This window comes from Streptomyces plumbidurans (assembly GCF_019857225.1).
In the GTDB taxonomy this organism is placed as follows: Bacteria; Actinomycetota; Actinomycetes; order Streptomycetales; family Streptomycetaceae; genus Streptomyces; species Streptomyces plumbidurans.
The window spans coordinates 64,903-88,197 of the sequence record NZ_JAFJSY010000010.1; the positions used below are offsets into that span (position 1 = coordinate 64,903).

A 23,295-nucleotide genomic window follows, 5' to 3' on the forward strand; every position below is an offset into this window, starting at 1 on the left:
AAGGCCCCTCCCCGCCCTAGTCGTTCACCCTCAGCAGGAGCTTGCCCGTGCTGGTGCGGGTGCCCATCAGGCGGTGTGCTTCCGCGGCCTCCTCCAGGGTGAACTCGGCGGTCACCGGGAGGGACACGGTGCCGTCGGTGACCTTGGTGAAGGCCCGTTCCACGAGGGTGCGCAGTGCGGCGGGTGCCGTTGCCGCCAGGGTGAGGATCGAGAAGCCGCCGACCGAGATGCCGGACGGGTACAGTTCCGGCTGCCCCACGGTCCAGGCCGGCGCCGAGCTCGCGTTGCCGAAGGAGACCAGGCGTCCGAAGACCGCGAGCGAGGCCAGGCTCTCGCGGAGGATCTCGCCGCCCACGGGGTCGAGCGCGAGGTCGACCCCGCGGCCGCCGGTGGCCGCCCGTACCGCCTCGGCGAAGCCGCCGACGAACGCCTCGTCGTAGCCGTGCTCGCGTGCGTAGGCCGCCTTGGCCTCGCTCGACACCACCCCGTACACCGCCCCGGCGCCCGCGGCCCGCGCCAACTGCCCGACCACCGTGCCGACTCCGCCCGCGGCGCCCTGCACTAGCACCGTCTCGCCGGGCTGCAGCCGCCCGACGGCGTGGACGAGGGCGTACGCCGTCGGCAGCACGGCGGGCAGGGTCGCCGCCGTCCGCAGGTCGAGCCCGGCCGGGACGGGGAACACTGTCGCCGCGTCCGCGAGTGCCACGTCCGCGTAGGCGCCGCCCTGCGTCAGAGCCGTCACCTCCTGCCCGGCGGACAGCCCGGTGACGCCCTCGCCGGTCGCGCGGATCCGGCCGGACATCTCCAGGCCGGGCACGAACGGCAGCTGCGGCACCCGGTAGCCCTCGCCGCGCGCCTTGAGGTCGGCGAAGTTCACGCCGGTGTACGCCACGTCGACGCTCACCTGGCCGGGGCCCGGTTCGGGGACCTCCGCCTCGACGACCTTCAGGACCTCGGGTCCGCCGTACTCCTGGAACTCGACCGCACGCATGCCGGCACTCCTCACGAGTGTTCGATGGGAAGCGAACACTGACGAGTGTATGGTTTTCATCGAACACTCGGCAAGGCGTGAAGGAGCCCCGCGTGGCGCAGCGCACCGGTCATCGGGCCGCCCCCGAGCACACCCACCCCGACGACGTCCCCGTCCTCACCGCACTCGCGGCACTCGCCGATCCCGTACGCATCGTCCTGGTACGGGAGTTGGCGGATTCCGGCGACTGGACGCGCAGCTGCGGCAGCTTCGACGTACCGGTCGGCAAGGCGGCACTCAGCCACCACTTCGCGGTCCTCCGCGGCGCCGGCCTCGTGGAACAACGCGACGAGGGCCCCCGCCGCGTCAACCGCCTGCGCAGGAGCGAGTTCGAGGCCCGCTTTCCGGGGTTGCTGGAGCTGGTCTTGCGGGAGGAGCCGACGGTCTGAAAGCGGGGGGCGGCCGGCCTACTCCTTGTCGCCGCTCTCCCGGCTGCCCTTGTCCCCCTGGCCCCCCTTGTCCCCCTGGCCCCCCTCGTTCCCCCGCTCCCGCCGTCGCAGTTCCTCCTCGCGGCGGCGTAGGTCGGCCTCCCAGTTTTTGAGGAGGGTTTCGTCCTTCTTGGTTTCCGCCTTGAGGGAGTTCAGGAAGTCGGGGTTGTCGTCCGGGGCGATGAACTCGGTGCGGTGGTTGCGGTGCCACTCGGAGGGGGTGGAGCCGCCCGGGGCGTTGTGCCGCACCTTGCCTGCCACGAGCCAGGCGATCGGGCCGACCAGTACCTCGCCGAACAGCAGGATGATGATGACCCAGACCACCTTGGGCAGCCCGCGCACCTGTTCTTCCGGGGTGTTCAGGCAGTCGATGAAGGCGAAGATCCACAGCGCCAGGACCAGCAGATACGGCAGATACCGGAGCATGGTGGTGCGATCCCCCATCGGACGGCGGCAGGGCACTGTCCGGCCCCGGTGACGGGGTCAGGGTAGCGGGTGGCAGATACTGGGACGCATGGCTTACGACGATCTTCGCTCCCTGCTCAGGGCACTGGAACGCGAGGGCGACCTCAAGCGCGTCAAGGCCGAGGTCGACCCGTATCTGGAGGTCGGGGAGATCGTCGACCGGGTGCAGAAGGCGGGCGGACCGGCGCTGCTGTTCGAGAACGTGAAGGGCTCCGCCATGCCCCTCGCGATGAACGTCTTCGGCACCGACCGGCGGCTGCTCAAGGCGCTCGGCCTGAAGTCCTACGGGGACATCTCCGAGAAGATCGGCGGACTGCTGCGCCCCGAGCTGCCGCACGGCTTCGTCGGGGTGCGCGAGGCCTTCGGGAAGCTCGGCGCGATGACGCACGTACCGCCGAAGAAGGTGAAGGACGCCCCCGTGCAGGAGGTGGTGCTCACCGGCGACGACGTCGATCTCGACGCACTGCCCGCGCTGTTCACCTGGCCCCAGGACGGCGGCTCCTTCTTCAATCTGGGCCTCACCCACACCAAGGACCCCGAGACCGGCATCCGCAACCTCGGGCTGTACCGCCTCCAGCGCCACGACCGGCGCACCATCGGCATGCACTGGCAGATCCACAAGGACAGCCGCAACCACTACCAGGTGGCGGCGCGAAGGGGCGAGCGGCTACCGGTCGCGATCGCCTTCGGGTGCCCGCCCGCGGTGACGTACGCCGCCACGGCCCCGCTGCCCGGTGACATCGACGAGTACCTCTTCGCCGGGTTCATCGCCGGCAAGCGGATCGAGATGGTCGACTGCAAGACCGTGCCGCTGCAGGTGCCGGCGCAGGCGGAGGTGGTGATCGAGGGCTGGCTGGAGCCCGGCGAGATGCTGCCGGAGGGACCCTTCGGCGACCACACCGGCTTCTACACCCCGCAGGAGCCCTTCCCCGCGCTGACGATCGACTGCGTGACGATGCGCAAGCGGCCGCTGCTTCAGTCGATTGTCGTAGGCCGCCCTCCGACGGAGGACGGACCGCTGGGGCGTGCGACGGAGCGGTTCTTCCTGCCGCTGCTGAAGATCATCGTGCCGGACATCGTGGACTACCACCTGCCGGAAGCGGGCGGCTTCCACAACTGCGCGATCGTCTCGATCGACAAGAAGTACCCCAAGCACGCCCAGAAGGTGATGCACGCTGTCTGGGGGGCACACATGATGTCCCTGACGAAGCTGATCGTGGTCGTGGACTCCGACTGCGACGTCCACGATCTGCACGAGGTCGCCTGGCGCGCCCTCGGCAACACGGACTACGCCCGCGACCTCAGCGTCGTCGAAGGCCCCGTCGACCATCTCGACCATGCCTCCTACCAGCAGTTCTGGGGCGGCAAGGCGGGCATCGACGCGACGAAGAAGTGGCCCGAGGAGGGCTACACGCGCGACGGCGGCTGGCCCGAGATGGTCCTTTCCGACCCGGAGACGGCGGCGAAGGTCGACCGCCGCTGGAAGGAGTACGGCCTTTCATGAGCAGCGCTTCCGCCGCGATCCCGCAGCCGGGGAGAACCAAGGCGTTCCTGCGCCTGGTGATGATCGAGCACTCGGTCTTCGCCCTGCCCTTCGCCTACACCGCCGCCCTCACCGCGATGTTCGAGTGGGACCGCAACATCCACTGGGGGCGGCTGCTCCTGGTCACCATCTGCATGGTGGGCCTGCGTACGTTCGCGATGGCGGTGAACCGGATCATCGACCGCGAGATCGACGCCCGCAATCCGCGCACGGCACACCGCGAGCTGGTCACCGGCGCGATGTCGGTCAAGCACGCCTGGACGGGCGCGCTGATCGCGGTCGTGGTCTTCCTGGGCTCGGCGGCTCTGCTCAACCCCCTGTGCTTCGCCCTGGCCCCCATCGCGGTGGTGCCGATGGTGGTCTATCCCTACGGCAAGCGGTTCACGAACTTCCCGCAGGCCATCCTCGGTATCGCGCAGGCGATGGGGCCGATCGGCGGCTGGCTCGCGATCAGCGGCAAGTGGTCCTGGGACGCGACGCTGCTCGGTCTCGCCGTCGGCATCTGGATCGGCGGCTTCGACCTGATCTACGCCTGCCAGGACGTCGAGACCGACCGCAGGATCGGCGTCATGTCGGTCCCGGCCCGCTTCGGTATCCCGGCCGCGATCTGGGGCGCCCGCGTCTGCCACACGGCGGTCATGGCCCTGCTCGTCGCCTACGCGGTGGCCACCGACGCCGGCGCCTTCTTCTGGATCGGCCTCATGATTGTCGCGGGCGCCTTCGTCTACGAGCACTACATCGTCCGCCCCCACGACCTGTCCCGCCTGAACCGCGCCTTCTTCAGCGTCAACGGCTTCATCGGCATCGCCCTGTTCGTGTGCGCGCTGCTCGATCTTCTGGTGCGGGGTCTGACTGTCTAGGGCGGCCGACGTGACCGTCTCGGGCATCGGTCGACCGACCGTGCATTAGCACCTCCCCGCCCCACCGGTACGCTCAAGGTGTGAACGCAGGGGAAAAGCAGCGCGTGCCTTGGATCGTGGGGGTGTCCGGGGCCTCCGGGACGCCGTATGCGGCCGCTGTGCTGCGCGCGCTTCTCGATGCCGGTGAGAGCGTCGATCTCGTCGTGTCGCGGGCCTCCCGGTTGACGCTGCTCGACGAGACCGGCATCTCCTTCCGGGACGCGCACTGGCGCGACGACCTGCGCGCATGGCTGAGCCGGGGCGCCGACGGCAAGCCCGGGACCTTCGAGACCGACCTCACGGGCGTGCGGTACTGGAACGCGGGCGACCTCGCGGCCGGGCCGTCGTCGGGGTCGTACCCCACCCAGGGCATGCTGATCGTGCCCGCCTCCACGGCCTGTGTCGCGGGCGTCGCGCTCGGGCTGTCCAAGGATCTGCTGCAGCGGACGGCGAGCGTCACCCTCAAAGAGCGCCGTCCGCTGGTCGTGGCCGTACGCGAGACCCCGCTGAACGGCCAGACCCTCAGGCATCTCGTCGCGCTGGACGACGCGGGCGCGAGCGTGGTGCCGGCCTCACCGGGCTTCTACGCGGGCGCCACCCACATCCAGGACCTGGTGGACTTCGTCGCCGGGCGGGTGCTGGACGCGGCGGGCGTCGGGCACGGCCTGTACCGGCGGTGGAAGGGCGAGCTGCACCGCGGCGCGGACGAGTAGAGCAGGACGCAGCACCTCAGCACTCCGGTACGCCAGTACCTCTGCACCTCAGCACCTCTCATCACTTCAGGAACTCTTCAGCGGAAGGCTTCGATCGCATGGACGCGGTGGACAGGCAGCTCATCCAGGCCCTGAGGGAGAACGGCCGGGCCTCCTACGCGGAGCTGGGGCGCCTCGTCGGACTTTCGGGACCCAGTGTCACCGACCGCATCAACCGGCTGGAGGCGGCCGGCGTCATCACCGGCTACCGCGCCACGGTCGACGCCGCCTCGCTCGGCCTCGGTGTCACCGCGCTCGTCGGCATCTCGCTGTCCGACGCCACCGACCACGAGGACGTGGCCCAGCGGCTGAAGGACCTCTCCGAGATCGAGGACTGCTGGTTCATCGCGGGCGACGACTCGTACATGCTCAAGGTGCGGGCGGCGAACGTGGACGGCCTGGAGAAGATCATCCGCCGGCTGTCCGGCACCAAGGGCGTCTCCCGGACCCGTACCACCATCATTCTCTCCACGAAGTGGGAGAACCGGGTCGGGGAGCTGCCCGAGGAGGTCTGACCGCCGGGACGTACGGTGGTCGGTGTCGTTGTCGTCGGGTCGTCGGAGAAAGGTGTGGGCATGGACGTCGGGCTCAAGCGTGAGCTGGAGGAGAAGGTCAGGGCGGGCGTCCGCCTGACCCGCGAGGACGGCATCGCGCTGTACGAGTCGGACGACCTGGCGTGGCTGGGCGGCCTCGCGCACGAGGTGCGCACCCGCAAGAACGGCGACGTCGTCCACTTCAACGTCAACCGCCACCTCAACATGACCAACGTGTGCACGGCGTCCTGCGCCTACTGCTCCTTCCAGCGCAAGCCGGGCGAGAAGGACGCGTACACGATGCGCATCGAGGAGGCCGTCAAGCTGGCCAAGGCGATGGAGGGCGAGAACCTCACCGAACTGCACATCGTCAACGGCCTGCACCCGAACCTGCCGTGGCGCTACTACCCGCGCTCGCTGCGGGAGCTGAAGGCGGCCCTCCCGGACGTCTCCCTGAAGGCGTTCACGGCCACGGAGATCCACCACTTCGAGACGATCTCCGGCCTGTCCGCCTCCGAGATCCTCGACGAGCTGATCGACGCGGGCCTGGAGTCGCTGACCGGCGGCGGCGCCGAGATCTTCGACTGGGAGGTGCGGCAGCACATCGTGGACCACCGCACCCACTGGGAGGACTGGTCCCGCATCCACCGCCTGGCGCACGAGAAGGGCCTGAAGACCCCGTGCACCATGCTCTACGGCCACATCGAGGAGCCGCGCCACCGCGTCGACCACGTGCTGCGGCTGCGTGAGCTGCAGGACGAGACCGGCGGCTTCCAGGTCTTCATCCCGCTGCGCTACCAGCACGACTTCGTCGACATGCAGGACGGCAAGGTCCGCAACCGCCTGCAGGCCCGCACCCAGATGGCCACCGGCGCCGAGGCCCTGAAGACCTTCGCGGTCTCCCGGCTGCTCTTCGACAACGTCCCGCACGTCAAGGTCTTCTGGGTCATGCACGGCGTGCAGACCGCGCAGCTCGCCCTCCAGCACGGCGCCGACGACATGGACGGCTCGGTCGTCGAGTACAAGATCACGCACGACGCGGACAACTACGGCACCCCGAACAAGCTGACCCGCGAGGACCTCCTGGACCTGATCCGCGACGCCGGCTTCCGCCCGGTGGAGCGCAACACGCGCTACGAGATCCTCCGCGAGTACGACGGCCCGGACCCGGCCCGCCGGGAGTCCCCGCAGCCGATGCGGGTGTGAGGCATTCCGGGCGCGGGGGTACCCGGCGGGCGTGAGCCCCCGTACCGGCGCGCCCGAGGACGCCTACACCGCCGAGCCCTACCTCCCGGACCGCGGTGGCCTGCCTGCCCTGCGCAAGGCGGCCGCCGGCTGCCGTGGCTGCCCGCTGCACCGGGACGCCACGCAGACCGTGTTCGGCGAGGGCACCGCGAAGGCCCGCGTGATGCTCGTCGGCGAGCAGCCCGGCGACCAGGAGGACCGCCAGGGCAAGCCCTTCGTCGGCCCCGCCGGCAAGCTCCTCGACCGGGCTCTCGAAGAAGCCGGCATCGATCCGGCGGAGGCGTACGTCACCAACGCGGTCAAGCACTTCAGGTTCACGCGCGACGAGCCCCGCAAGCGCCGTATCCACAAGGCGCCCACACTCCGTGAGGCGGCGGCGTGCGGGCCGTGGCTCGCCGCCGAGCTGGCGGTCGTCGAGCCCGAGCTGGTCGTGGTGCTGGGGGCGACCGCCGGCAAGGCGCTGCTGGGCTCCTCGTTCCGGGTCACGCAGGTGCGCGGCACGGTGCTGGAGGAGGAGATCCACGGGCAGCCGCGGCGGCTCGTGCCGACCGTGCACCCCTCTTCCGTGCTGCGGTCGGACGACCGGGAGGCGGCGTACCGGGGGTTCGTCTCGGATCTCGAGGTGGCGGGGCGTCTGCTGTAGGTAATGAGTACTATGGCGCCGTGTCCCTTACTTTCACTCTTGACCCCGCCGTCACTCCCGCCCTGCGCGACGGGATTCTCGGGCTGTGGGCCGACGTCTCGAACGCGGGCGGCTCGGTGGGCTTCGTGCCACCGGTCACCGCCGAGGACATACGGCCCGAGCTCGTGAAGCACCTCGTCGGCATGGCCGAGGGGCGGACCCGGCTGCTGGTCGGCCTCGACGAGGCGGGCGAGGTCGCGGCGACCGCCTTCTTCAGCTTCAACACCCACCGGCTGATGAAGCACTGGGTGTGGCTGTACACGGTGATGGTGCACCCCCGCCACCAGGGCAGGGGCTACGGGCGGGACCTGCTCGCCGCCGCCGAGGAGGCCGCCCGCGGCTTCGACGGCATCGAGGCGATCCGGCTGACCTGCCGCGGCGGCAACGGCCTGGAGCGGTTCTACGGCTCCTGCGGCTACAAGGAGGTCGGGCGGGTGCCCGACGCCATCCGTGTCGCCCCCGGCGACGACCGCGACGACGTCTTCATGCTGCTGCCGCTCGGCTGACCCCCGTCGAAGATCGCACATCCGGCGTGCTTCACTGGACCGTGCCCCTTTTTGGAACCGGAAGAGTGGATTGACATGCTCCGCTACACGCTGATGCGCCTCGGGATCTTCGCAGGCTGCCTCGTGGTCGTCTGGGGCCTCGTCTACTCCGGCATCGTCCCGCGCGGGCTCGGTGACTCCAACGGCATGTGGATCTGCCTGCTGGCCCTGGTGATCTCGGCCCCGATCAGCTTCGTGGTGCTGCGCAAGGAGCGGGACCGCGCCTCGCTCCAGGTCGTGCGCCGGGTCGACCGGATGAAGGCCAACCTCGACGCCAACCGCAGCCAGGAGGACGGCGCGGACGACGCGACGCGGGCGCAGGGCCAGACCTCGTAGACCTGGCGCCAGACCTCGTAGACCCAGGGCCGGACCTCGTAGACCCAGGGCCGGACCTCGTGGACGTGACGCAAGCGGGGTCTGGGACGGCGGCCGCCCAATTACCCTTGCCCCCATGGGTGCCGTGAAGACCAAGCGCATGCCGCGGGCGGTCCGTGAGCAGCAGATGCTGGACGCCGCCGTGCAGACGTTCGGGCAGCGTGGGTACATGGCCGCGTCGATGGACGAGATCGCCGAACTGGCGGGTGTGTCCAAGCCGTTGGTCTATCTGTATCTGAACTCGAAGGAAGACCTGTTCACCGCCTGCATCCGGCGCGAGGCGAAGGCGCTCGTCCAGGCGGTCCGGGCCGGTGTCCGCCCCGGGTTGCCCGCCGACCGCCAACTCTGGGAGGGGCTGCGGGCGTTCTTCACGCACACGGCGCTGAACCCGGACGGCTGGGCGGTGCTGCATCTGCAGGCCCGTACCCGTGAACCGTTCGCGGCCGAGGTGACCGCGATGCGCGAGGAGATCGTCGCGTTCGTCACCGAACTCATCGTCGTCGCGGCCAGGGCGGCGCACCGCGACCCCGACCTCGCCGAACGCGAGGTCGCCGGGCTCGCCGAGGCCCTGGTCGGCGCCGCCGAGTCCCTCGCCGCCTGGGCCAACGCGACCCCCGGCACCACGGCCCGCCAGGCCGCGGCCACCCTCATGAACTTCGCCTGGGCGGGCCTGGGCAACCTCATGGAGGGCCGACCCTGGACACCTCCGCCCCCGGAGAACTGACGCCGGTCCTGGCGGACTTGCCGGACGGACCACGGCACGGGACGGGCCACGGCACGGGACGGGCCACGGCACGGGACGGGCCACGGCACGGGACGGACTACGGCTGGAGGTCCTCCACCACTCCGCTCACATGCACGCGCTCGCCCCCGCGCAGTTCGAACCGGCCGCCCCGCGCCGCGTACGTCACCGTCCCCGGCAGCAGCACCGGCGCCCTGAACTGCGCCTGGACGCGGGTGCGTTCGGGGGTGCCGTGGGCGGCCAGACAACGGGCGGCGGTCCACATGCCGTGGGCGATGGCGCGGGGAAAGCCGAAGAGGCGGGCGGTGAGCGGGTGCAGGTGGATGGGGTTGCGGTCGCCGGACGCGGCGCCGTACCGGCGGCCCACGTCGCCGGCCAGCCGCCATTCCGCCACGGCGGGCAGCGGCGGACGCTCGTCTTTCGGGGACTCGCTCGTCCGCGAGGTGCGGTGCCGGGCAAGATAGGTGCTGCGCGACTCCCACACCACGTCCCGTCCGGACCGCACCTCGGTGATCACGGACGCCTCGGTGCCCCGCCGGTGCGGCTCCAGACCGCCCACGTGCACGGCGAGTTCGTACTCCCCGGTGGCCGTCAGCGACCGCCACCGGGTGATCTCGATCGACGTGTGGACGAGACCCAGCAGCGGCAGCGGAAAGCCGCGGTCGCTCATCAGCCGCATGGCCAGCGGGAAGCCCAGCACATGCGGATACGTCAGCGGGAGCGCGTCGTCGCCGGTCGCGAACCCGCACACCCGCTCGTAGGCGGCCAGCCGCGCCAGGTCGATGCGCAGTCCGCGCAGGACGAGCCGGTCACGCGGGAAGTCGGCGTCCGGGCGCGGGTGTTTGAAGGGTGAGAGGAGGGCGCCCCGGGCGAGCAGCGGCGCGAGCGCGGGGGAGGCGGGCAGTACGACCGACATCGGTTCTCACGCTCCCAGCAGGCTCTGGCCGCAGACCCGGACCACCTGGCCGTTGACCCCGCCCGAGGCGGGGTGCGCGAGCCAGGCCGTGGTCTCGGCGACGTCCACCGGAAGTCCGCCCTGCGCAAGGGAGTTCATCCGGCGCCCCGCCTCACGGATGAACAGCGGGACCGCCGCCGTCATCTTCGTCTCGATGAACCCCGGCGCGACCGCGTTGAGAGTCACCCCGTGCTCGGCGAGCGCGCGCGGCGCGAGGGAGCGGACCAGCCCCACGACGCCCGCCTTGCTCGCGCCGTAGTTCGTCTGCCCCGCGTTCCCGGCGAGGCCGGCGATCGAGGCGGTCGCGACGATCCGCCCGCCCCGCCCGAGCGCCCCGGCCTTCAGCAGCGCGTCCGTCGTCCGCAGCACGCTCGCGAGATTGACCTCCAGGACCGAACTCCAGCGCTCGGCGGGCATGTTGACCAGTCGGCGGTCACGGGTGATGCCCGCGTTGTGGACCAGCACGTCCAGGCCGTCCGGGAGCGCGGCGGCGATCCGCTCGCCCGCGTCGGCGGCGGTGATGTCGAGCGCGAGGGCGCTGCCGCCGAGCCGCTCGGCCACGCGCCGCGCGTCCTGCTCGGCCTGCGGTACGTCCAGTACGACGACCCGGGCGCCGTCCCTGGCCAGCGTCTCGGCGACCGCCTCGCCGATGCCGCGGGCGCCCCCGGTGACCAGGGCGGTGCGCCCGGCCAGGGGGCGCTCCCAGTCGACGGCGGACTCCTCGGCGCGTGCTGCCTCGATCACCTGACCGTCGACGTAGGCGGACTTGGGAGAGAGCAGGAAGCGCAGGGTCGACTCGGCGGAGCCGGCGTCCGTCAGCCGCAGCAGGTTCACGGTCCGGCCGCGCCCGATCTCCTTGCCGAGCGAGCGCACGAACCCCTCCAGCGCCTGCTGCACGGCGGCCTGGTGGTGATCGGTCGTATCGAGGGGCGAGCCCAGCACGACGATCCGGCCGCTGCTCGCGACGGACCGCACCACGGGGTGGAGCGCGGCGTGCACCTCGGCGAGCCCGTCGACGTCGCGCACCCCGGTGGCGTCGAGGACCACGGCCGCGACGGGCCCGCCGGTGGAGTCAGGCAGCCCCGCGCGGGCGAGGACCGGCGCGAGATCGAGGTCCGTCCGGCCCGCGGTGAGGTGCAGCAGTCCGCCGTCCAGCGAGGGCCGCTCAGGCGACCAGCGCCGCAGCTCGGCGGGCTGCGGCAGGCCCAGCCTGCGGGTCAGGAAGCGGCCGGGTGCGGTGCCGGAGAAGCGCAGATAGCGGTCGGCCATGTCCATAACTCCCCATGCGGATGCTCTTCTTACTCCGGAGTCAGGTTACCGGAGGTAAGGATCCAGGGAAGGGGTGTGGCGAGGGAGGTAAAAGTTGAAAAACGTTCACCATACCGCCCGGTAGGACGCTATCGGCAAGAAAAGCGACGAGATTGCACATCCCCGATCCATCGCCGCCGCCGTACACTCGTCGAACCCTCACCAGCTCATCACAAGCGCGCCGTACGATCTCCTCCCCGCCTGCGGCAACTACCCCGCAGGGCAACTCCGTTGAAGCGCTGGAGTCGCCCGTGTCCACCTCGCGCCCGTCCGCCGACGTCGCGGTTCACGCCACGGCGCTCGACGGCACGCCGGTCCTCGTGGAGCCCGTGATCCAGCGGCTGGGCGGGGAGGTGCGCGAGGCCTACGTGCCGCCCTTCGTCCCGCCGGTGCGGCACGGCTCCCTCGCCGACCTGCCCTTCGACAACGCGCGCACCGCCCCCGACGACCAGGTCCTCAGCCGCCGCACCGACACCGGCCGGTGGGAGCACGTCACCGCGGTCGAGTTCGCCGACGAGGTACTGGCGGCGGCGAAGGGACTGATCGCCGAGGGACTCAACCCGGGGGACCGGATCGCGGTCATGGCGCGGACCGTCTACGAGTGGACGCTCCTGGACTTCGCCGCCTGGGCCTGCGGCCTGGTCACCGTCCCGATCTACCCCACCTCCTCCGCCTTCCAGACCCGTTGGATCCTCCAGGACTCCGGCGCCGTCGCACTCGTCACCGAGACCGCGGCGCAGGCGGCCGCGCTGGGCCCCGAACTCGACCGGGTGCCCGACCTGCGGCATCTGTGGGTCATCGAGAAGGGCCATGTGGAGCGCCTGGCCGAGCGCGGCGGGCGCATACGGGACCAGGAGGTGGAGGTGCGGCGCGGGATGCTGGGCCCCGACACCCTCGCCACCATCGTCTACACCTCGGGCACCACCGGCCGCCCCAAGGGCTGCGCGATCACCCACGGCAACTTCTTCGCCGAGGTCGACAACGCGATCGAACTCCTCTACCCGGTGTTCCGGGAGCGGACCAGCGAAGAGGCCGCGGTCCTGCACTTCCTGCCGATGTCACACATCTTCGGCCGCATGGTGGCGGTCGCCTGCATCCGCGCACGGGTCCGGCTCGGACACGCCCCCAGCCTGAAGCCGGAGGAACTGCTGCCCGCCCTGGCCAGCTTCCGGCCGACCTGTCTCATCGCCATCCCGTACATGCTGGAGAAGGTGTTCAACGCCGCCCGCGCGAAGGCCGAGACCGGCGGCCGGGCCGGCACCTTCGACCGCGCGGTGGGCGTGGCCGTGCGCCACGGGGAGGCGGTCGAGGCCCGGCACGCCGGCACCGGCTCGGGCCCGCGCACCGTCCTCAAGGCGGCCCGCGCCATCTACGACCCCCTGGTCTACCGCCGCATCCGCAACGCGATGGGCGGCAGGGTCCGCTACATGATCTCCGGCGGCTCCCCCCTCGGCCGCCGCCTCGCCGCGTTCTACGCCGGGGCGGGCATCGAGATCTACGAGGGCTACGGCCTCACGGAGACCACCGGTGCCTCCACCGTGACCCCTCCCCTCAAACCCCGCCTCGGCTCGGTCGGTTGGCCGCTGCCCGGCACCAAGGTCCGGATCGCGGCCGACGGCGAGGTCCTGCTGAGCGGCGGCCATGTGCTGCGCGGCTACTGGGACCCGAACGCCGGCGGGGTGACCCCCGCGACCGTCGACGGCTGGCTCGCCACCGGCGACCTCGGCCGGCTCGACGAGGAGGGCTACCTCTACATCACCGGCCGCAAGAAGGAGATGCTGATCACGGCGGGCGGCAAGAGCGTCGCCCCGGCCCCGCTGGAGAACTGGCTGCGCGCCCACCCCCTGATCTCCCAGGTCATGGTCGTCGGCGACGCCCGCCCCTACGTCGCCGCCCTCATCACCCTCGACACGGACGGCGTCACCCACTGGCGCCGCATGCACGGCAAACACCCGGTCCCGGTGCAACTCCTCCTCGACGACGAGGAGTTGAGGGCAGTCCTGCAACGCGCCGTGGACGAGGCCAACAAACTGGTCTCCCGCCCCGAATCCATCCGCCGCTTCACCATCCTCCCCACCGACCTGACAGAGGAATCGGGCCACCTCACCCCGTCCCTGAAACTCAAAAGAGACGCAATCACCAGGGATTTCGCCGCACATATCGAGCAGCTCTACAGCTTTTAGGGGCGCCTGCAACTGCTTCTAAGGGGCGCGGGGAACTGCGCGACAAGCCACAACGCACCCGCACCCAAACACAAACCGATCCCGCCCCATACCGTCCCCGAACAAGCACATCCCCCACATGCCGCCCACGTACGATCGCCGCTATAACCCCCGGTAACCCCAAAACCCCCCGCCCCCGCGGAGCGGCTGAACCACTCGGCCTGCACTGCACGTACCTGAACAGCAGAGCAGAACCCCGAGCTGCACGTCCCAGGAGCTGCCATGTCCGTGTCCGTCCCCTACCCGTCCGCGTCCGACTACGACGGCGTACCCCAGCTGGTGCAGCCCGAGATCCGGCGCCTGGGCGGAGTGGTGCGGGAGACGTCGGTTCCGCCGCTCGTCCCGCCGCCCACCCACGGCTCGCTCGCCGACCTGCCGTTCGACAACGCGGACGCGGCGCCCGCATCCAGGGTCCTGAGCCGCCGCAGGGGCGACGGCGAGTGGGTGGACGTGACGGCGGGGGAGTTCGCGCAGCAGGTGCAGGCCCTGGCGAGGGGTTTGATCTCGGAGGGCCTGGTTCCCGGCGACCGTGTCGCCGTCATGGCGCGGACGATCTACGAGTGGACGCTGCTGGACTTCGCCGCGTGGGCCGCCGGTCTGGTGACCGTTCCGATCTACCCGACGTCCTCGGTCTATCAGACCCGGTGGATCCTCCAGGACTCCGGTGCGGTGGCCCTGGTGACGGAGACCGCCGCGCAGGCCTCGGCGCTCGGCCCGGAGCTGAGCCGGCTGCCGGATCTGCGGCACCTGTGGATCGTGGAGAAGGACCACCTCGACCGTCTCGACGAACTCGGGCAGCAGGTACCCGACCAGGAAGTCGCCGTGCGCCGCGGGATGCTGGTCCCCGACACGCTCGCCACCGTCATCTACACCTCGGGCACCACCGGCCGCCCCAAGGGCTGCGTGCTCACGCACGGCAACTTCATCGCCGAGGTCGACAACGCGATCGAGCTGCTCTACCCGATCTTCAAGTCGAAGGCGGACGACCCCTCCACGCTGCTTTTCCTGCCCATGTCGCACGTCTTCGGGCGCATGGTGGCGATCGCCTGCATCCGGGCCCGGGTCCGCCTCGGCCATGCCGCGAGCCTGGACGGGAACAGCCTGCTGGCCGACCTCGCCGCCTTCCGGCCGACCTTTCTGCTGTGCATCCCGTACATGCTGGAGAAGGTCTTCAACAACGCGCGTGCCAAGGCGGAGAGCGGCGGGCGGGCCACCGTCTTCGACCGCGCGGCGAACACCGCCGTCCGCTACGGCGAGGCGCTGGAGGCCCGGCACGCGGGCACCGGCCCCGGCCCGGGCACCGCGCTGAAGGCGGCCCGCGCCCTCTACGACACCCTGGTCTACCGCCGGATCCGCAACGCCATGGGCGGCCGCATCCGCCACATCATCTCCGGCGGCTCCCCCCTCGGCCGCCGCCTCGCCGCCTTCTACGCGGGCGCGGGCATGGAGGTCTACGAGGGCTACGGCCTCACCGAGACCACCGGCGCGGCCACGGTGACACCCCCGCTCAAACCCCGTCTGGGCACGGTGGGCTGGCCCCTGCCCGGCACGAAGGTGCGGATCGCGGCCGACGGCGAGATCCTGCTGAACGGCGGTCAGGTCTTCCGCGGCTACTGGGACCCGCAGGGCGGCGGGGTGATCCCGTCCTCGGCGGACGGCTGGTTCCCGACCGGTGACATCGGGCAACTGGACGACGAGGGCTACCTCACCATCACCGGCCGCAAGAAGGAGATCATCATCACCGCGGGCGGCAAGAACACGGCCCCCGCCCCGCTGGAGAACTGGCTGCGCTCGCACCCCCTGATCTCCCAGTGCATGGTGGTGGGCGACCGCCGCCCCTACATCGCCGCGCTCCTCACCCTCGACATGGAGGGCGTCGGCCACTGGCGCCGCATGCACGGCAAGCACCCCGTCCCCGCGGAACTCCTGGTCGACGACGAGGAGTTGAGGGCGGTGCTGCAGCGCGCCGTGGACGAGGCCAACAAACTGGTCTCCCGCCCGGAGTCGATCCGCCGCTTCGCCATCGTCCCCGAGGACTTCACCGAAGAGGCGGGCCACCTGACCCCGTCCATGAAGCTGCGCCGCGAGGCGGTCATGCGGGACTTCGCGGCAGAGGTGGAGAGCCTGTACGACCGCTGAGCCCCCGCCGGTGCTCCACGACCGTGTCGGCGAACGCCCGCGCCGGCGGACTGAGCGCGTCCCAGCGGCGTACGGCCCAGCCGACGGGGAGCGGTCGGAGCAGGGGGACGGGGATCAGCCGCAGGGCACCGTCGCCCGGCACGGCCAGCCCCGGCAGCGCGGGGACCAGCGCCCGTCCGACGCCCAGTTCCGCCAGCAGCAGCGCCGTGTCCCAGTCGGCGACGCTCGTGTCGTAACCGAAGCGGACCGCGAACTTTGCGCAGGCGGCGTCCAGATGGGCGGCGGAGGCGGAGTTCGGCGGCAGGCGGATGAGGCGTACGCCGGCCAGCTCGTGCGGGTCGAGGGACGGGCGGTCGGCCAGCGCGTCGTCGGCCCGTACCGCGAGCACCCACGGGAGTTCCACCACGGCCCGCTGCTCGATGCCCCGCACCGGCGGGCCGAGGGTGATCCACGCCAGGTCGAGCGTGCCGTCGGTCAGCGCGTCGAAGCTGCCGCGGCCCGAACTGACCGTGCGGAACTCGAGGTTGACGTTCGGATGCCCGCGCCGGAACTCCACCACCGCGTCCGACATGAAGTGCCGTACGGTCGTCGCTCCCGTCGCCACCCGCACCTGCCCGCTCGCGCCCTCGACGAGGTCCCGCAGCTGCCGCAGCGCCAGATCGAGCCCGGAGATCCCCTCGGCCGCCGCGGCCTCCAGCACCCGCCCGGCCCCGGTGGGCACGACCCCGCGCGACTGCCGCTCCAGCAGCGCCACACCCGTCTCCCGCTCCAGCCGCTTCACATGCTGGCTCACCGCCGACTGGGTGCAGCCGAGCTCCCTGGCCACCGCACTGAGGCTGCCGGCCCGGCACACCGCCACGAACACCCGCAGGTCGTCAAGGGTCACGACCTCCAAGCTAACACTTGGGTTCAGCGACAAATCCCAAGGATTGACTGCGCCTTGGGCCCGTACGACGATCACTTCAGGGCCCGAGGGCGGCAACCCGCTCCCACCCGCGCCGGGATCCGGAACCGTGCGGGGGAGCGAGCGGGTGCCGACCCGGACGTCGAAGGGATGCCGTCGTGCCGCGGACGCCCGACCACCACCAAGCCACCGCCCTCATGCGGGACTTGGGCGCCGACAGCCTTCCGCACCCCGGCGGGACGCTGCTCGCGCACCTCGATCGCGTGGGCGACCGGCTCGCCGCCTGGGGCGCCAGGCCCGCGCTGCAACGCGCCGGACTCACCCATGCCGCCTACGGCACCGACGGCTTCCCGACCGCCCTCCTCCCCCTCGACCGGCGGCCCGAACTCGCCGCCGTGATCGGCCCCGAGGCCGAGGAGATCGTCTACGTCTACGCCTGCTGCGACCGCCGAGCCTCCTACCCCGGCCTCGCGACCCCCGACGGCCCCTTCCACGACCGCTTCACGGGCCGCACCCTCACCCCGGCCACCCCTCTGCGCCAGGACATCGCCGAACTCACCGCCGCGAACGAACTCGACCTGGCCCACCGCAGCCGCGACTTCCGCACGCGATGGGGACCCGAACTCCTCACCCTCTTCACCCGCTTCCGGTCCCTGCTGAGCGAGCCCGCCTGGCAGGACTGCCTCACCGTGCTCGGCCCCGGGCGCAGTTGAGGCCCGCTGCCGGGCTAGGCGGTCGCCCCGCCGGGCCGCGCGGCCGTCACCGGCTTGCGGGCAAGGAGATACGCCTGCGGGGTCCGCTCGCCGAGGTCCTCGTCCGGTTCCCGGATCGTGCGTGAGCCGAGCGTGAAGCCTGTCTCGGTCAGCAGCTGTGCCAGGTCGTCCGGTTGGCGGCGCAGGAAGGTGAGCGACACGTCGTGGCCGAAGGGGCGGTCGTGGCGGCGGTGCGGGCCGCCGGTCTGGAAGGCGAGGAGGAGGTGGCCGCCGGGCGCGAGAGCGCGGTGGAACTCGGCGAAGAGCGCGGGCAGTCTGTCCACAGGCGTGTGGATGGTCGAGTACCACGAGACGATCCCGGCAAGAGACCCGTCGGACACGCCCAGGTCCAGCATCGAGCCCTGCTCGAACCGCAGTTCCGGGTTCTCCCGCCGGGCCACGGCCAGCATCGACTCCGACAGGTCGAGGCCGTAGGCCCGCAGGCCGAGTGCGGCGAGGTGCGCGGTGCTGCGGCCCGGCCCGCAGCCCACGTCGGCCACCGTCCCCTCGTCGCCCACGAGTTCGGCGAAGGCGGCGAGTATCGCCCGGTCCAGCGGCGTGGCCGCGTGCTTGCCCGCGAACATGGCGGCGTAGTCCTCGGCGATGGCGTCGTAGAACTCACGGGTGCTGGACAGGAAGTCGCTGCCGGGCTCGCTGCCGGTATCGGAAACGGTCATGGTCGAGACCGTAGCGACCACCACTGACAATCGGCCCGCTCGCTCACCGTCAAGCCGCCCCTGGCACCGTCGCCCGCAGCACAGCCGTGGTCACCGCCGCCCCCAGAACCACCACCACGAACGGCGCCCGTCGCCACGCCAGGGCGACCGCCACCAGTACGCCGCCGGGCCGAGCCCAGCCGGCGAAGCCGCCGTTCTCCGTCAGGGCCCCCGTCGCCAGCAGTGCGACGAGCAGGACGACCGCACCGGCCGCCGCCAACTCGTGGACCCGCTGCGGCAACCGCACCCGGCCGTGCAGCGCCGGGCCCACCAGGCGGAAGGCGTACGTCCCGACGGCCAGGGCCAGGATCAGCGAGACCGTCCCGTTCATTCGGACGCCTCCTTCCGCCCGTAGAGCGCCAGCCCCGCGAGCGCCAGCAGCACCGGCACACCCGCCGGGACGGCCGGTGCCACCGCCAGGGCCAACGCGGCGCCGAGCAGTGCGCACCGGCGTACCCGCCCGTCCGTGCGCAGCGCGGGCAGGACCAGCGCCACGAGGACGGCGGGAAAGGCCGCGTCCAGGCCGTACCGGGCCGTGTCCCCGAGGGCACCCCCGGCCAGCGCGCCCGCCAGGACACCGACGTTCCATACGGCGAACAGGCCGAGCCCGGAGATCCAGAATGCCGCCCGGCGCCGTACCGGATCGGTCTGGGCGAGTGTGAAGGCCACCGTCTCGTCGGTCACCAGATGCGCGCCGAGCAGCCGGGCCGCCCACCCGCGCCCGACGACGTCCGCGACGGCGAGGCTGAAGGCGGCCGTACGGGTGTTGAGCAGCAGGCCCGTGGCGGCCGCGGCGAGCGGACCGCCCCCGGCCAGCAGCACCCCGACCGCGCTGAACTGGGCCGACCCCGCGTACACCAGCAGAGACATCACCACCGGCACCCACACCGGCAGCCCACCGGCGACGGAGATCGCGCCGAAGGACACGCCCACGATCCCGCTGGCGAGCCAGACGAGTGAACTGTCGCGGACGAGGTCTCTCAGCGGCGCGCGGGGTGTGCCGTCAGTCTGGTGACCTGTTCGTTGCAGCGAACGCATGTTTTCTAGAATGAACAGCAGCTACCATGTTCGTCAAGGCGAACAAAAAGACCGATGGAGCGAACGCCATGCCCGACGCACCCCCGCCCCCACCCTCCCGGCTCCCCCTCGGTTGGATCGCCGCCGCCCTGCGCCGAGAGCGCACCCGGTCCGGCCTCACCCTCTCCGAGCTGGCCAAACGAGCCGGAATCGCGAAGTCCACGCTGTCCCAGCTGGAAGCGGCCAGCGGCAACCCGAGCATGGAGACGATCTGGGCGCTGGCGGTGGCGCTCGGCGTGCCGTTCGGTGCGCTGGTGGAGCCGCCGGCGTCGACCGTGCGCGTCATCCGGGCCGACGAGGGCCCGACCGTGCACTCCGAGCAGTCCAGCTTCACGGCCGCACTGCTGTCGGCCGGTCCGCCGGGCGCCCGGCGCGACATCTACCGCGTCCGGCTGGAGCCCGGCACCGTACGCGACTCCAAGCCGCACATTCCGGGCACCGTGGAGCACATCGTGGTCGGCGCCGGGCGGGTGAACGCCGGGCCGCCGGGGGAGCAGACGGAGCTGGGGCCGGGGGACTACATGGCCTACCCCGGGGATGTGCCGCACTCGTACGAGGCGCTGGCGCCCGGGACGGCGTTCGTGCTGATCATGCAGCACGTCTGAGAAGTCGAGCCAGGGTGGACGGGAAAAGGCAGGAGCCCCGCTGCCTTGCGGCGCGGGGCTCCTTGGGTACTGCTGTCAGTTCCGGATCAAAGCACCAGGCTCCGAGACCGAATGATCAGACGGGGGTGACGTTCTCCGCCTGCGGGCCCTTCGGACCCTGGGTCACGTCGAAGGAGACCTGCTGGTTCTCCTCCAGCGAGCGGAAGCCGCTCGCGTTGATCGCGGAGTAGTGAACGAAGACGTCGGGGCCGCCGCCTTCCTGGGCGATGAAACCAAAGCCCTTTTCGGCGTTGAACCACTTCACGGTTCCGGTAGCCATAAGCCCTCCTTGGGCCCAAAGGGTCGCCCTGCTCCAGAACCTGCAAGTGTGAAACTGTGCCGCACAACTGCATACGTCTGAAAACGACTAGAGCCCGCGGTTACATGCTCCGCAGGCTCTGTACTGCAAGGGAAACCAAACTGCAACTTGCGGGCGAGCCTAGCACGCAGGCAGCCGAAAGCAATAGAGGTCAAGATCACGTCACCCAGATGTTTGAATGGGGCGGGTGAGGTTGACGAGGCGACGGCGGCGGCACTGCGCCACCCTGAACGAAGCACCGTACCCCATAGGGTCTAGTCTCGCGATGTGGACAATTCTCGCACCCGGCCGCGCGTCGGCCACATCCAGTTCCTGAACTGCCTGCCCCTGTACTGGGGGCTCGCGAGAACGGGCACGCTTCTCGACTTCGAGCTCACCAAGGACACCCCCGACAAGCTCAACGAGAAGCTGGTGCAGGGCGACCTCGACATCGGACCCATCACCCTGGTCGAGTTCCTCAAGCACGCGGACGACCTGGTCGCCTTCCCGGACATCGCGGTGGGCTGCGACGGCCCGGTGATGTCCTGCGTGATCGTCTCGCAGGTCCCTCTCGATCAGCTGGACGGCGCCCGGGTCGCCCTCGGCTCGACCTCGCGCACCTCCGTCCGCCTCGCCCAGCTGCTGCTGGCCGAGCGTTACGGCGTCCAGCCCGACTACTACACCTGCCCGCCCGACCTCAGCCTGATGATGCAGGAGGCGGACGCGGGCGTGCTCATCGGGGACGCGGCGCTGCGCGCGAACCTGTTGGACGGGCCGCGCTACGGGCTCCAGGTGCACGACCTCGGCGCGATGTGGAAGGAGTGGACCGGACTGCCGTTCGTCTTCGCCGTCTGGGCCGCCCGCCGCGACTACCTCGAGCGCGAGCCGGAGATCACCCGCAAGGTCCACGAGGCCTTCCTCGCCTCCCGCAACCTCTCCCTGGAGGAGGTCGGCAAGGTCGCCGAGCAGGCGGCCCGCTGGGAGGCCTTCGACGAGAAGGTCCTGGAGCAGTACTTCACGACCCTGGACTTCCGCTTCGGCGCACCCCAGCTCAACGCGGTCGCCGAGTTCGCCCGGCGCGTCGGGCCGACCACGGGCTTCCCGGCGAACGTGAAGGTGGATCTGCTCCAGCCGTAGGCCGCAAGTCGCAAGCCGCAAGCCGTAAGCCGTACGGGAACGGCGCACTACCCTTTTCTCGTGTTACGGGGGAGGGGTGACGCCATGCAGCCACTGGGAGCCGACGAGCCCACCGTCGTGGGGCCCTACCGGCTGCTCGGCCGGCTGGGCTCGGGCGGCATGGGCCGCGTCTATCTGGGCCGCAGCGCGGGTGGTCGTACGGTCGCGGTCAAGATCGTGCATCCGCACTTCGCGCTCGACGAGGAGTTCCGCGCCCGCTTCCGCCGCGAGGTCGACGCGGCGCGCAGGGTCGGCGGCGCCTGGACCGCGCCGGTCCTCGACGCCGACCCGGGCGCGTCCGTGCCCTGGGTCGCCACGGCGTACGCGGCGGGCCCGTCACTGGCGGCCGCCGTCACGGACGGCGGTCCGCTGCCCGGCCATTCCGTACGAGTACTGGGTGCGGGCCTGGCCGAAGCGCTGGCGGCGGTGCACGAACTGGGCCTGGTGCACCGTGACGTGAAGCCCTCCAACGTCCTGCTCACCCTGGACGGCCCGCTCCTGATCGACTTCGGGATCGCCCGCGCCACGGACGGCACGGCGTCCCTGACCTCCACCGGCGTCTCCATCGGCTCGCCCGGCTACATGTCCCCCGAGCAGATCCTCGGCAAGGGCGCGACCGGCGCGGCCGACGTCTTCTCGCTCGGTGCGGTACTGGCGTACGCGGCGACCGGCGAGCCGCCGTTCCCGGGCGACTCCTCGGCGGCCCTGCTCTACAAGGTCGTCCACGAGGAGCCCGAACTCGGCCCGCTGGACGGCGAGTTGCGCGAGGTCGTGGAGTCCTGCCTGACCAAGGACCCGAGCGCACGCCCGGCCCCCGGCGACCTGGCCCGCCGCCTCGCCCCCGACGGCGCGGCCCGGCTGGTGGCGGCCGGATGGCTGCCGGGCGCACTGGTGGAACAGGTGAGCCGAGGTGCCGTACAGCTGCTGAACCTGGAGGCGACCACCTCCGGCCAGGAGGCGGCGTCCGGGCCGGTGGGGTTCAGCAGTGTGTCGGTCGGGGACGGGGCGCCGGCGGCCGGCGGGGAGGGGGCGGGGGCGGGGCGCTCGACGGTGGGGGAATTCGGACCGCCACCGGTGATGCAGCCGTCGACACCCGCGCCTTCCACGCCCGTGCCCTCTCCTCCTGTGTCTCCTACGCCCGCGACGCCCGCGCCCTCGGTTCCCGAACCGCGGGACGCGCCTCCCGGCAAGCTCTCCGTCTCCGTGGCCGCCTCGTCCGGGCCGGGGGACGGCGGGCGGGGGCGGCGGATGAGCTGCACGGTGGCGCTGGCGGTCGCGGGGGCGCTGGCGGCGGTGACGGTGGGATCGGCCTTCCTGTTCGACCTGCTGCCCGGCACGGGGAGCAACGGCAAGGACAACAACGCGGGCGGCGAGCCCTCCACGACAGCCCCACCGAGCTACGGCGCGACCGACGGGGCGAGCGAGAGCCCGAAGCCGGGTGCGAGCCCGAAGCCGAGCGAGAGTGCGGAGCCGAGCGGGAGCGCCCAGCCCACCGTCGGCACCGGCTCCGCCGTGCCCGCCTCCTACCTCGGCACCTGGGAGGGCCAGGCCCTCGCCCTCGACGGCACCCTGCCCGTCGGCACCTTCCGGCTCACCGTCCACAAGGCCGACGTGGGCGAGGAGTTGGGGCGCCTGCGGCAGACCGACCAACTCGGCGGCGTCTGCAACGACATCCTCACCGTCAAGACCGTCACCGCCCAGCAGATCGTCGCCACCTCGGTCGGCGCCGAGTCCAACCACAGCGGCTGCAACCCCACCCCCCACACCGTCCGCCTGTCCCACGTCGGCGACGACCTGAAGTACGCGTCGGACAGCGAGGCGGAGGGGAATCCGGCGGCTCGGATGTCGAAGATCCAGTAGGGGAC

At 71.4% G+C, this 23,295-nt stretch carries 25 protein-coding genes; 16 read left to right on the forward strand and 9 right to left on the reverse strand.

The genetic code is table 11. The annotated features are described in order from the left end of the window. Positions 1-16: 16 nt before the first annotated feature. Positions 17-991 (reverse strand): quinone oxidoreductase family protein, encoded by a 975-nt coding sequence (locus JYK17_RS08890; protein WP_222810148.1) that lies wholly within the window; start codon positions 989-991, stop codon positions 17-19. Positions 992-1,083: 92 nt separating this feature from the next. On the opposite strand from JYK17_RS08890, the gene JYK17_RS08895 reads away from it, so the two are divergent. Next, positions 1,084-1,419 (forward strand): ArsR/SmtB family transcription factor, encoded by a 336-nt coding sequence (locus JYK17_RS08895; protein WP_108014453.1) that lies wholly within the window; start codon positions 1,084-1,086, stop codon positions 1,417-1,419. Between the two features lie 18 nt (positions 1,420-1,437). On the opposite strand, the gene JYK17_RS08900 is transcribed toward JYK17_RS08895, so the two are convergent. Then, complete coding sequence (locus JYK17_RS08900) at positions 1,438-1,884, reverse strand: PLD nuclease N-terminal domain-containing protein (protein WP_108014454.1); 447 nt, start codon at positions 1,882-1,884, stop codon at positions 1,438-1,440. A gap of 88 nt (positions 1,885-1,972) precedes the next feature. On the opposite strand from JYK17_RS08900, the gene JYK17_RS08905 reads away from it, so the two are divergent. From JYK17_RS08905 to JYK17_RS08945, 9 genes are all read left to right on the forward strand, one after another. Further along, the gene (locus JYK17_RS08905) at positions 1,973-3,427 is read left to right on the forward strand and encodes a menaquinone biosynthesis decarboxylase (protein ID WP_128802651.1); all 1,455 of its coding nucleotides are present in this window, start codon (positions 1,973-1,975) and stop codon (positions 3,425-3,427) included. After that, positions 3,424-4,326 carry a menaquinone biosynthesis prenyltransferase MqnP gene (gene mqnP / locus JYK17_RS08910; protein ID WP_108014456.1) on the forward strand — a complete coding sequence of 301 codons (903 nt, stop codon included), beginning with the start codon at positions 3,424-3,426 and terminating at the stop codon, positions 4,324-4,326. Before JYK17_RS08905 ends, mqnP begins: the two co-directional genes overlap by 4 nt. 104 nt (positions 4,327-4,430) lie before the next feature. Next, the gene (locus JYK17_RS08915) at positions 4,431-5,078 is read left to right on the forward strand and encodes a UbiX family flavin prenyltransferase (protein WP_108014457.1); all 648 of its coding nucleotides are present in this window, start codon (positions 4,431-4,433) and stop codon (positions 5,076-5,078) included. 98 nt (positions 5,079-5,176) lie between these two features. Next, complete coding sequence (locus tag JYK17_RS08920) at positions 5,177-5,632, forward strand: Lrp/AsnC family transcriptional regulator (protein ID WP_108014458.1); 456 nt, start codon at positions 5,177-5,179, stop codon at positions 5,630-5,632. Between the two features lie 60 nt (positions 5,633-5,692). After that, positions 5,693-6,856, forward strand: a complete 1,164-nt coding sequence (gene mqnE, locus JYK17_RS08925; protein WP_128802652.1) for an aminofutalosine synthase MqnE — start codon at positions 5,693-5,695, stop codon at positions 6,854-6,856. Between the two features lie 31 nt (positions 6,857-6,887). After that, entirely contained in the window at positions 6,888-7,538 is a 651-nt protein-coding gene (locus JYK17_RS08930) for a UdgX family uracil-DNA binding protein (RefSeq protein ID WP_128802653.1), read from the forward strand. Positions 7,539-7,558: 20 nt separating this feature from the next. After that, the gene (locus JYK17_RS08935; RefSeq protein ID WP_108014461.1) at positions 7,559-8,083 is read left to right on the forward strand and encodes a GNAT family N-acetyltransferase; all 525 of its coding nucleotides are present in this window, start codon (positions 7,559-7,561) and stop codon (positions 8,081-8,083) included. A 75-nt stretch (positions 8,084-8,158) separates the two neighbouring features. Beyond that, positions 8,159-8,458, forward strand: coding sequence for a DUF4229 domain-containing protein (locus JYK17_RS08940; RefSeq protein ID WP_108014462.1), 300 nt, complete (start codon positions 8,159-8,161; stop codon positions 8,456-8,458). A gap of 115 nt (positions 8,459-8,573) precedes the next feature. After that, on the forward strand, positions 8,574-9,221 hold the full coding sequence (locus JYK17_RS08945; protein ID WP_108014463.1) for a TetR/AcrR family transcriptional regulator: 648 nt from the start codon (positions 8,574-8,576) through the stop codon (positions 9,219-9,221). Positions 9,222-9,318: 97 nt separating this feature from the next. Here JYK17_RS08945 and JYK17_RS08950 read toward each other — a convergent pair whose 3' ends face one another. Then, entirely contained in the window at positions 9,319-10,155 is an 837-nt protein-coding gene (locus JYK17_RS08950) for a MaoC/PaaZ C-terminal domain-containing protein (RefSeq protein WP_108014464.1), read from the reverse strand. Between the two features lie 6 nt (positions 10,156-10,161). Continuing rightward, complete coding sequence (locus JYK17_RS08955; protein WP_108014609.1) at positions 10,162-11,463, reverse strand: 3-oxoacyl-ACP reductase; 1,302 nt, start codon at positions 11,461-11,463, stop codon at positions 10,162-10,164. 290 nt (positions 11,464-11,753) lie between these two features. Between JYK17_RS08955 and JYK17_RS08960 the strand changes: the two genes are divergently transcribed. Both JYK17_RS08960 and JYK17_RS08965 read left to right on the forward strand, forming a co-directional pair. Further along, positions 11,754-13,685, forward strand: coding sequence for an AMP-dependent synthetase/ligase (locus JYK17_RS08960; RefSeq protein ID WP_128802654.1), 1,932 nt, complete (start codon positions 11,754-11,756; stop codon positions 13,683-13,685). Positions 13,686-13,946: 261 nt separating this feature from the next. Then, positions 13,947-15,863 (forward strand): AMP-dependent synthetase/ligase, encoded by a 1,917-nt coding sequence (locus tag JYK17_RS08965; RefSeq protein WP_108014466.1) that lies wholly within the window; start codon positions 13,947-13,949, stop codon positions 15,861-15,863. Here the strand turns inward: JYK17_RS08965 and JYK17_RS08970 are convergent. Beyond that, positions 15,817-16,749 (reverse strand): LysR family transcriptional regulator, encoded by a 933-nt coding sequence (locus JYK17_RS08970; protein WP_222810149.1) that lies wholly within the window; start codon positions 16,747-16,749, stop codon positions 15,817-15,819. The genes JYK17_RS08965 and JYK17_RS08970 overlap by 47 nt on opposite strands. 215 nt (positions 16,750-16,964) lie before the next feature. On the opposite strand from JYK17_RS08970, the gene JYK17_RS08975 reads away from it, so the two are divergent. Continuing rightward, positions 16,965-17,480 (forward strand): DUF6817 domain-containing protein, encoded by a 516-nt coding sequence (locus JYK17_RS08975; RefSeq protein ID WP_222810190.1) that lies wholly within the window; start codon positions 16,965-16,967, stop codon positions 17,478-17,480. 14 nt (positions 17,481-17,494) lie between these two features. Here JYK17_RS08975 and JYK17_RS08980 read toward each other — a convergent pair whose 3' ends face one another. The 3 genes from JYK17_RS08980 to JYK17_RS08990 are packed head-to-tail and all read right to left on the reverse strand — an operon-like array spanning position 17,495 to position 19,273. Beyond that, a complete protein-coding gene (locus JYK17_RS08980; protein ID WP_222810150.1) occupies positions 17,495-18,196 on the reverse strand; it encodes a class I SAM-dependent DNA methyltransferase in 702 nt (233 codons plus the stop codon). A 49-nt stretch (positions 18,197-18,245) separates the two neighbouring features. After that, positions 18,246-18,566, reverse strand: coding sequence for an AzlD domain-containing protein (locus tag JYK17_RS08985; protein ID WP_108014468.1), 321 nt, complete (start codon positions 18,564-18,566; stop codon positions 18,246-18,248). Continuing rightward, positions 18,563-19,273, reverse strand: a complete 711-nt coding sequence (locus tag JYK17_RS08990; protein WP_222810151.1) for an AzlC family ABC transporter permease — start codon at positions 19,271-19,273, stop codon at positions 18,563-18,565. Before JYK17_RS08990 ends, JYK17_RS08985 begins: the two co-directional genes overlap by 4 nt. 68 nt (positions 19,274-19,341) lie before the next feature. Here JYK17_RS08990 and JYK17_RS08995 point away from each other — a divergent pair, with 68 nt between their 5' ends. Next, positions 19,342-19,917, forward strand: coding sequence for a helix-turn-helix domain-containing protein (locus JYK17_RS08995; RefSeq protein ID WP_222810152.1), 576 nt, complete (start codon positions 19,342-19,344; stop codon positions 19,915-19,917). A gap of 115 nt (positions 19,918-20,032) precedes the next feature. On the opposite strand, the gene JYK17_RS09000 is transcribed toward JYK17_RS08995, so the two are convergent. Then, positions 20,033-20,236, reverse strand: coding sequence for a cold-shock protein (locus JYK17_RS09000; protein ID WP_003992177.1), 204 nt, complete (start codon positions 20,234-20,236; stop codon positions 20,033-20,035). A gap of 306 nt (positions 20,237-20,542) precedes the next feature. Between JYK17_RS09000 and JYK17_RS09005 the strand changes: the two genes are divergently transcribed. Then, positions 20,543-21,391, forward strand: a complete 849-nt coding sequence (locus JYK17_RS09005) for a menaquinone biosynthetic enzyme MqnA/MqnD family protein (RefSeq protein WP_108014469.1) — start codon at positions 20,543-20,545, stop codon at positions 21,389-21,391. A gap of 84 nt (positions 21,392-21,475) precedes the next feature. Beyond that, a complete protein-coding gene (locus JYK17_RS09010; protein WP_222810153.1) occupies positions 21,476-23,290 on the forward strand; it encodes a serine/threonine-protein kinase in 1,815 nt (604 codons plus the stop codon). Positions 23,291-23,295: the final 5 nt, after the last annotated feature.

What these genes read in the sequence shown, in the direction of transcription:
- mqnP (WP_108014456.1), top strand. Translation starts at nt 3,424, where the DNA reads ATGAGCAGCGCTTCCGCCGCGATCCCGCAGCCGGGGAGAACCAAGGCG.
- JYK17_RS08980 (WP_222810150.1), bottom strand. Translation starts at nt 18,196, where the DNA reads ATGACCGTTTCCGATACCGGCAGCGAGCCCGGCAGCGACTTCCTGTCC.
- JYK17_RS08920 (WP_108014458.1), top strand. Translation starts at nt 5,177, where the DNA reads ATGGACGCGGTGGACAGGCAGCTCATCCAGGCCCTGAGGGAGAACGGC.
- JYK17_RS09000 (WP_003992177.1), bottom strand. Translation starts at nt 20,236, where the DNA reads ATGGCTACCGGAACCGTGAAGTGGTTCAACGCCGAAAAGGGCTTTGGT.
- JYK17_RS08945 (WP_108014463.1), top strand. Translation starts at nt 8,574, where the DNA reads ATGGGTGCCGTGAAGACCAAGCGCATGCCGCGGGCGGTCCGTGAGCAG.
- JYK17_RS08965 (WP_108014466.1), top strand. Translation starts at nt 13,947, where the DNA reads ATGTCCGTGTCCGTCCCCTACCCGTCCGCGTCCGACTACGACGGCGTA.
- JYK17_RS08955 (WP_108014609.1), bottom strand. Translation starts at nt 11,463, where the DNA reads ATGGCCGACCGCTATCTGCGCTTCTCCGGCACCGCACCCGGCCGCTTC.
- JYK17_RS08890 (WP_222810148.1), bottom strand. Translation starts at nt 991, where the DNA reads ATGCGTGCGGTCGAGTTCCAGGAGTACGGCGGACCCGAGGTCCTGAAG.
- JYK17_RS08990 (WP_222810151.1), bottom strand. Translation starts at nt 19,273, where the DNA reads ATGCGTTCGCTGCAACGAACAGGTCACCAGACTGACGGCACACCCCGC.
- JYK17_RS08985 (WP_108014468.1), bottom strand. Translation starts at nt 18,566, where the DNA reads ATGAACGGGACGGTCTCGCTGATCCTGGCCCTGGCCGTCGGGACGTAC.
- JYK17_RS09010 (WP_222810153.1), top strand. Translation starts at nt 21,476, where the DNA reads ATGCAGCCACTGGGAGCCGACGAGCCCACCGTCGTGGGGCCCTACCGG.
- JYK17_RS08975 (WP_222810190.1), top strand. Translation starts at nt 16,965, where the DNA reads ATGCGGGACTTGGGCGCCGACAGCCTTCCGCACCCCGGCGGGACGCTG.
- JYK17_RS08940 (WP_108014462.1), top strand. Translation starts at nt 8,159, where the DNA reads ATGCTCCGCTACACGCTGATGCGCCTCGGGATCTTCGCAGGCTGCCTC.
- mqnE (WP_128802652.1), top strand. Translation starts at nt 5,693, where the DNA reads ATGGACGTCGGGCTCAAGCGTGAGCTGGAGGAGAAGGTCAGGGCGGGC.
- JYK17_RS08900 (WP_108014454.1), bottom strand. Translation starts at nt 1,884, where the DNA reads ATGCTCCGGTATCTGCCGTATCTGCTGGTCCTGGCGCTGTGGATCTTC.
- JYK17_RS08905 (WP_128802651.1), top strand. Translation starts at nt 1,973, where the DNA reads ATGGCTTACGACGATCTTCGCTCCCTGCTCAGGGCACTGGAACGCGAG.
- JYK17_RS08950 (WP_108014464.1), bottom strand. Translation starts at nt 10,155, where the DNA reads ATGTCGGTCGTACTGCCCGCCTCCCCCGCGCTCGCGCCGCTGCTCGCC.
- JYK17_RS08995 (WP_222810152.1), top strand. Translation starts at nt 19,342, where the DNA reads ATGCCCGACGCACCCCCGCCCCCACCCTCCCGGCTCCCCCTCGGTTGG.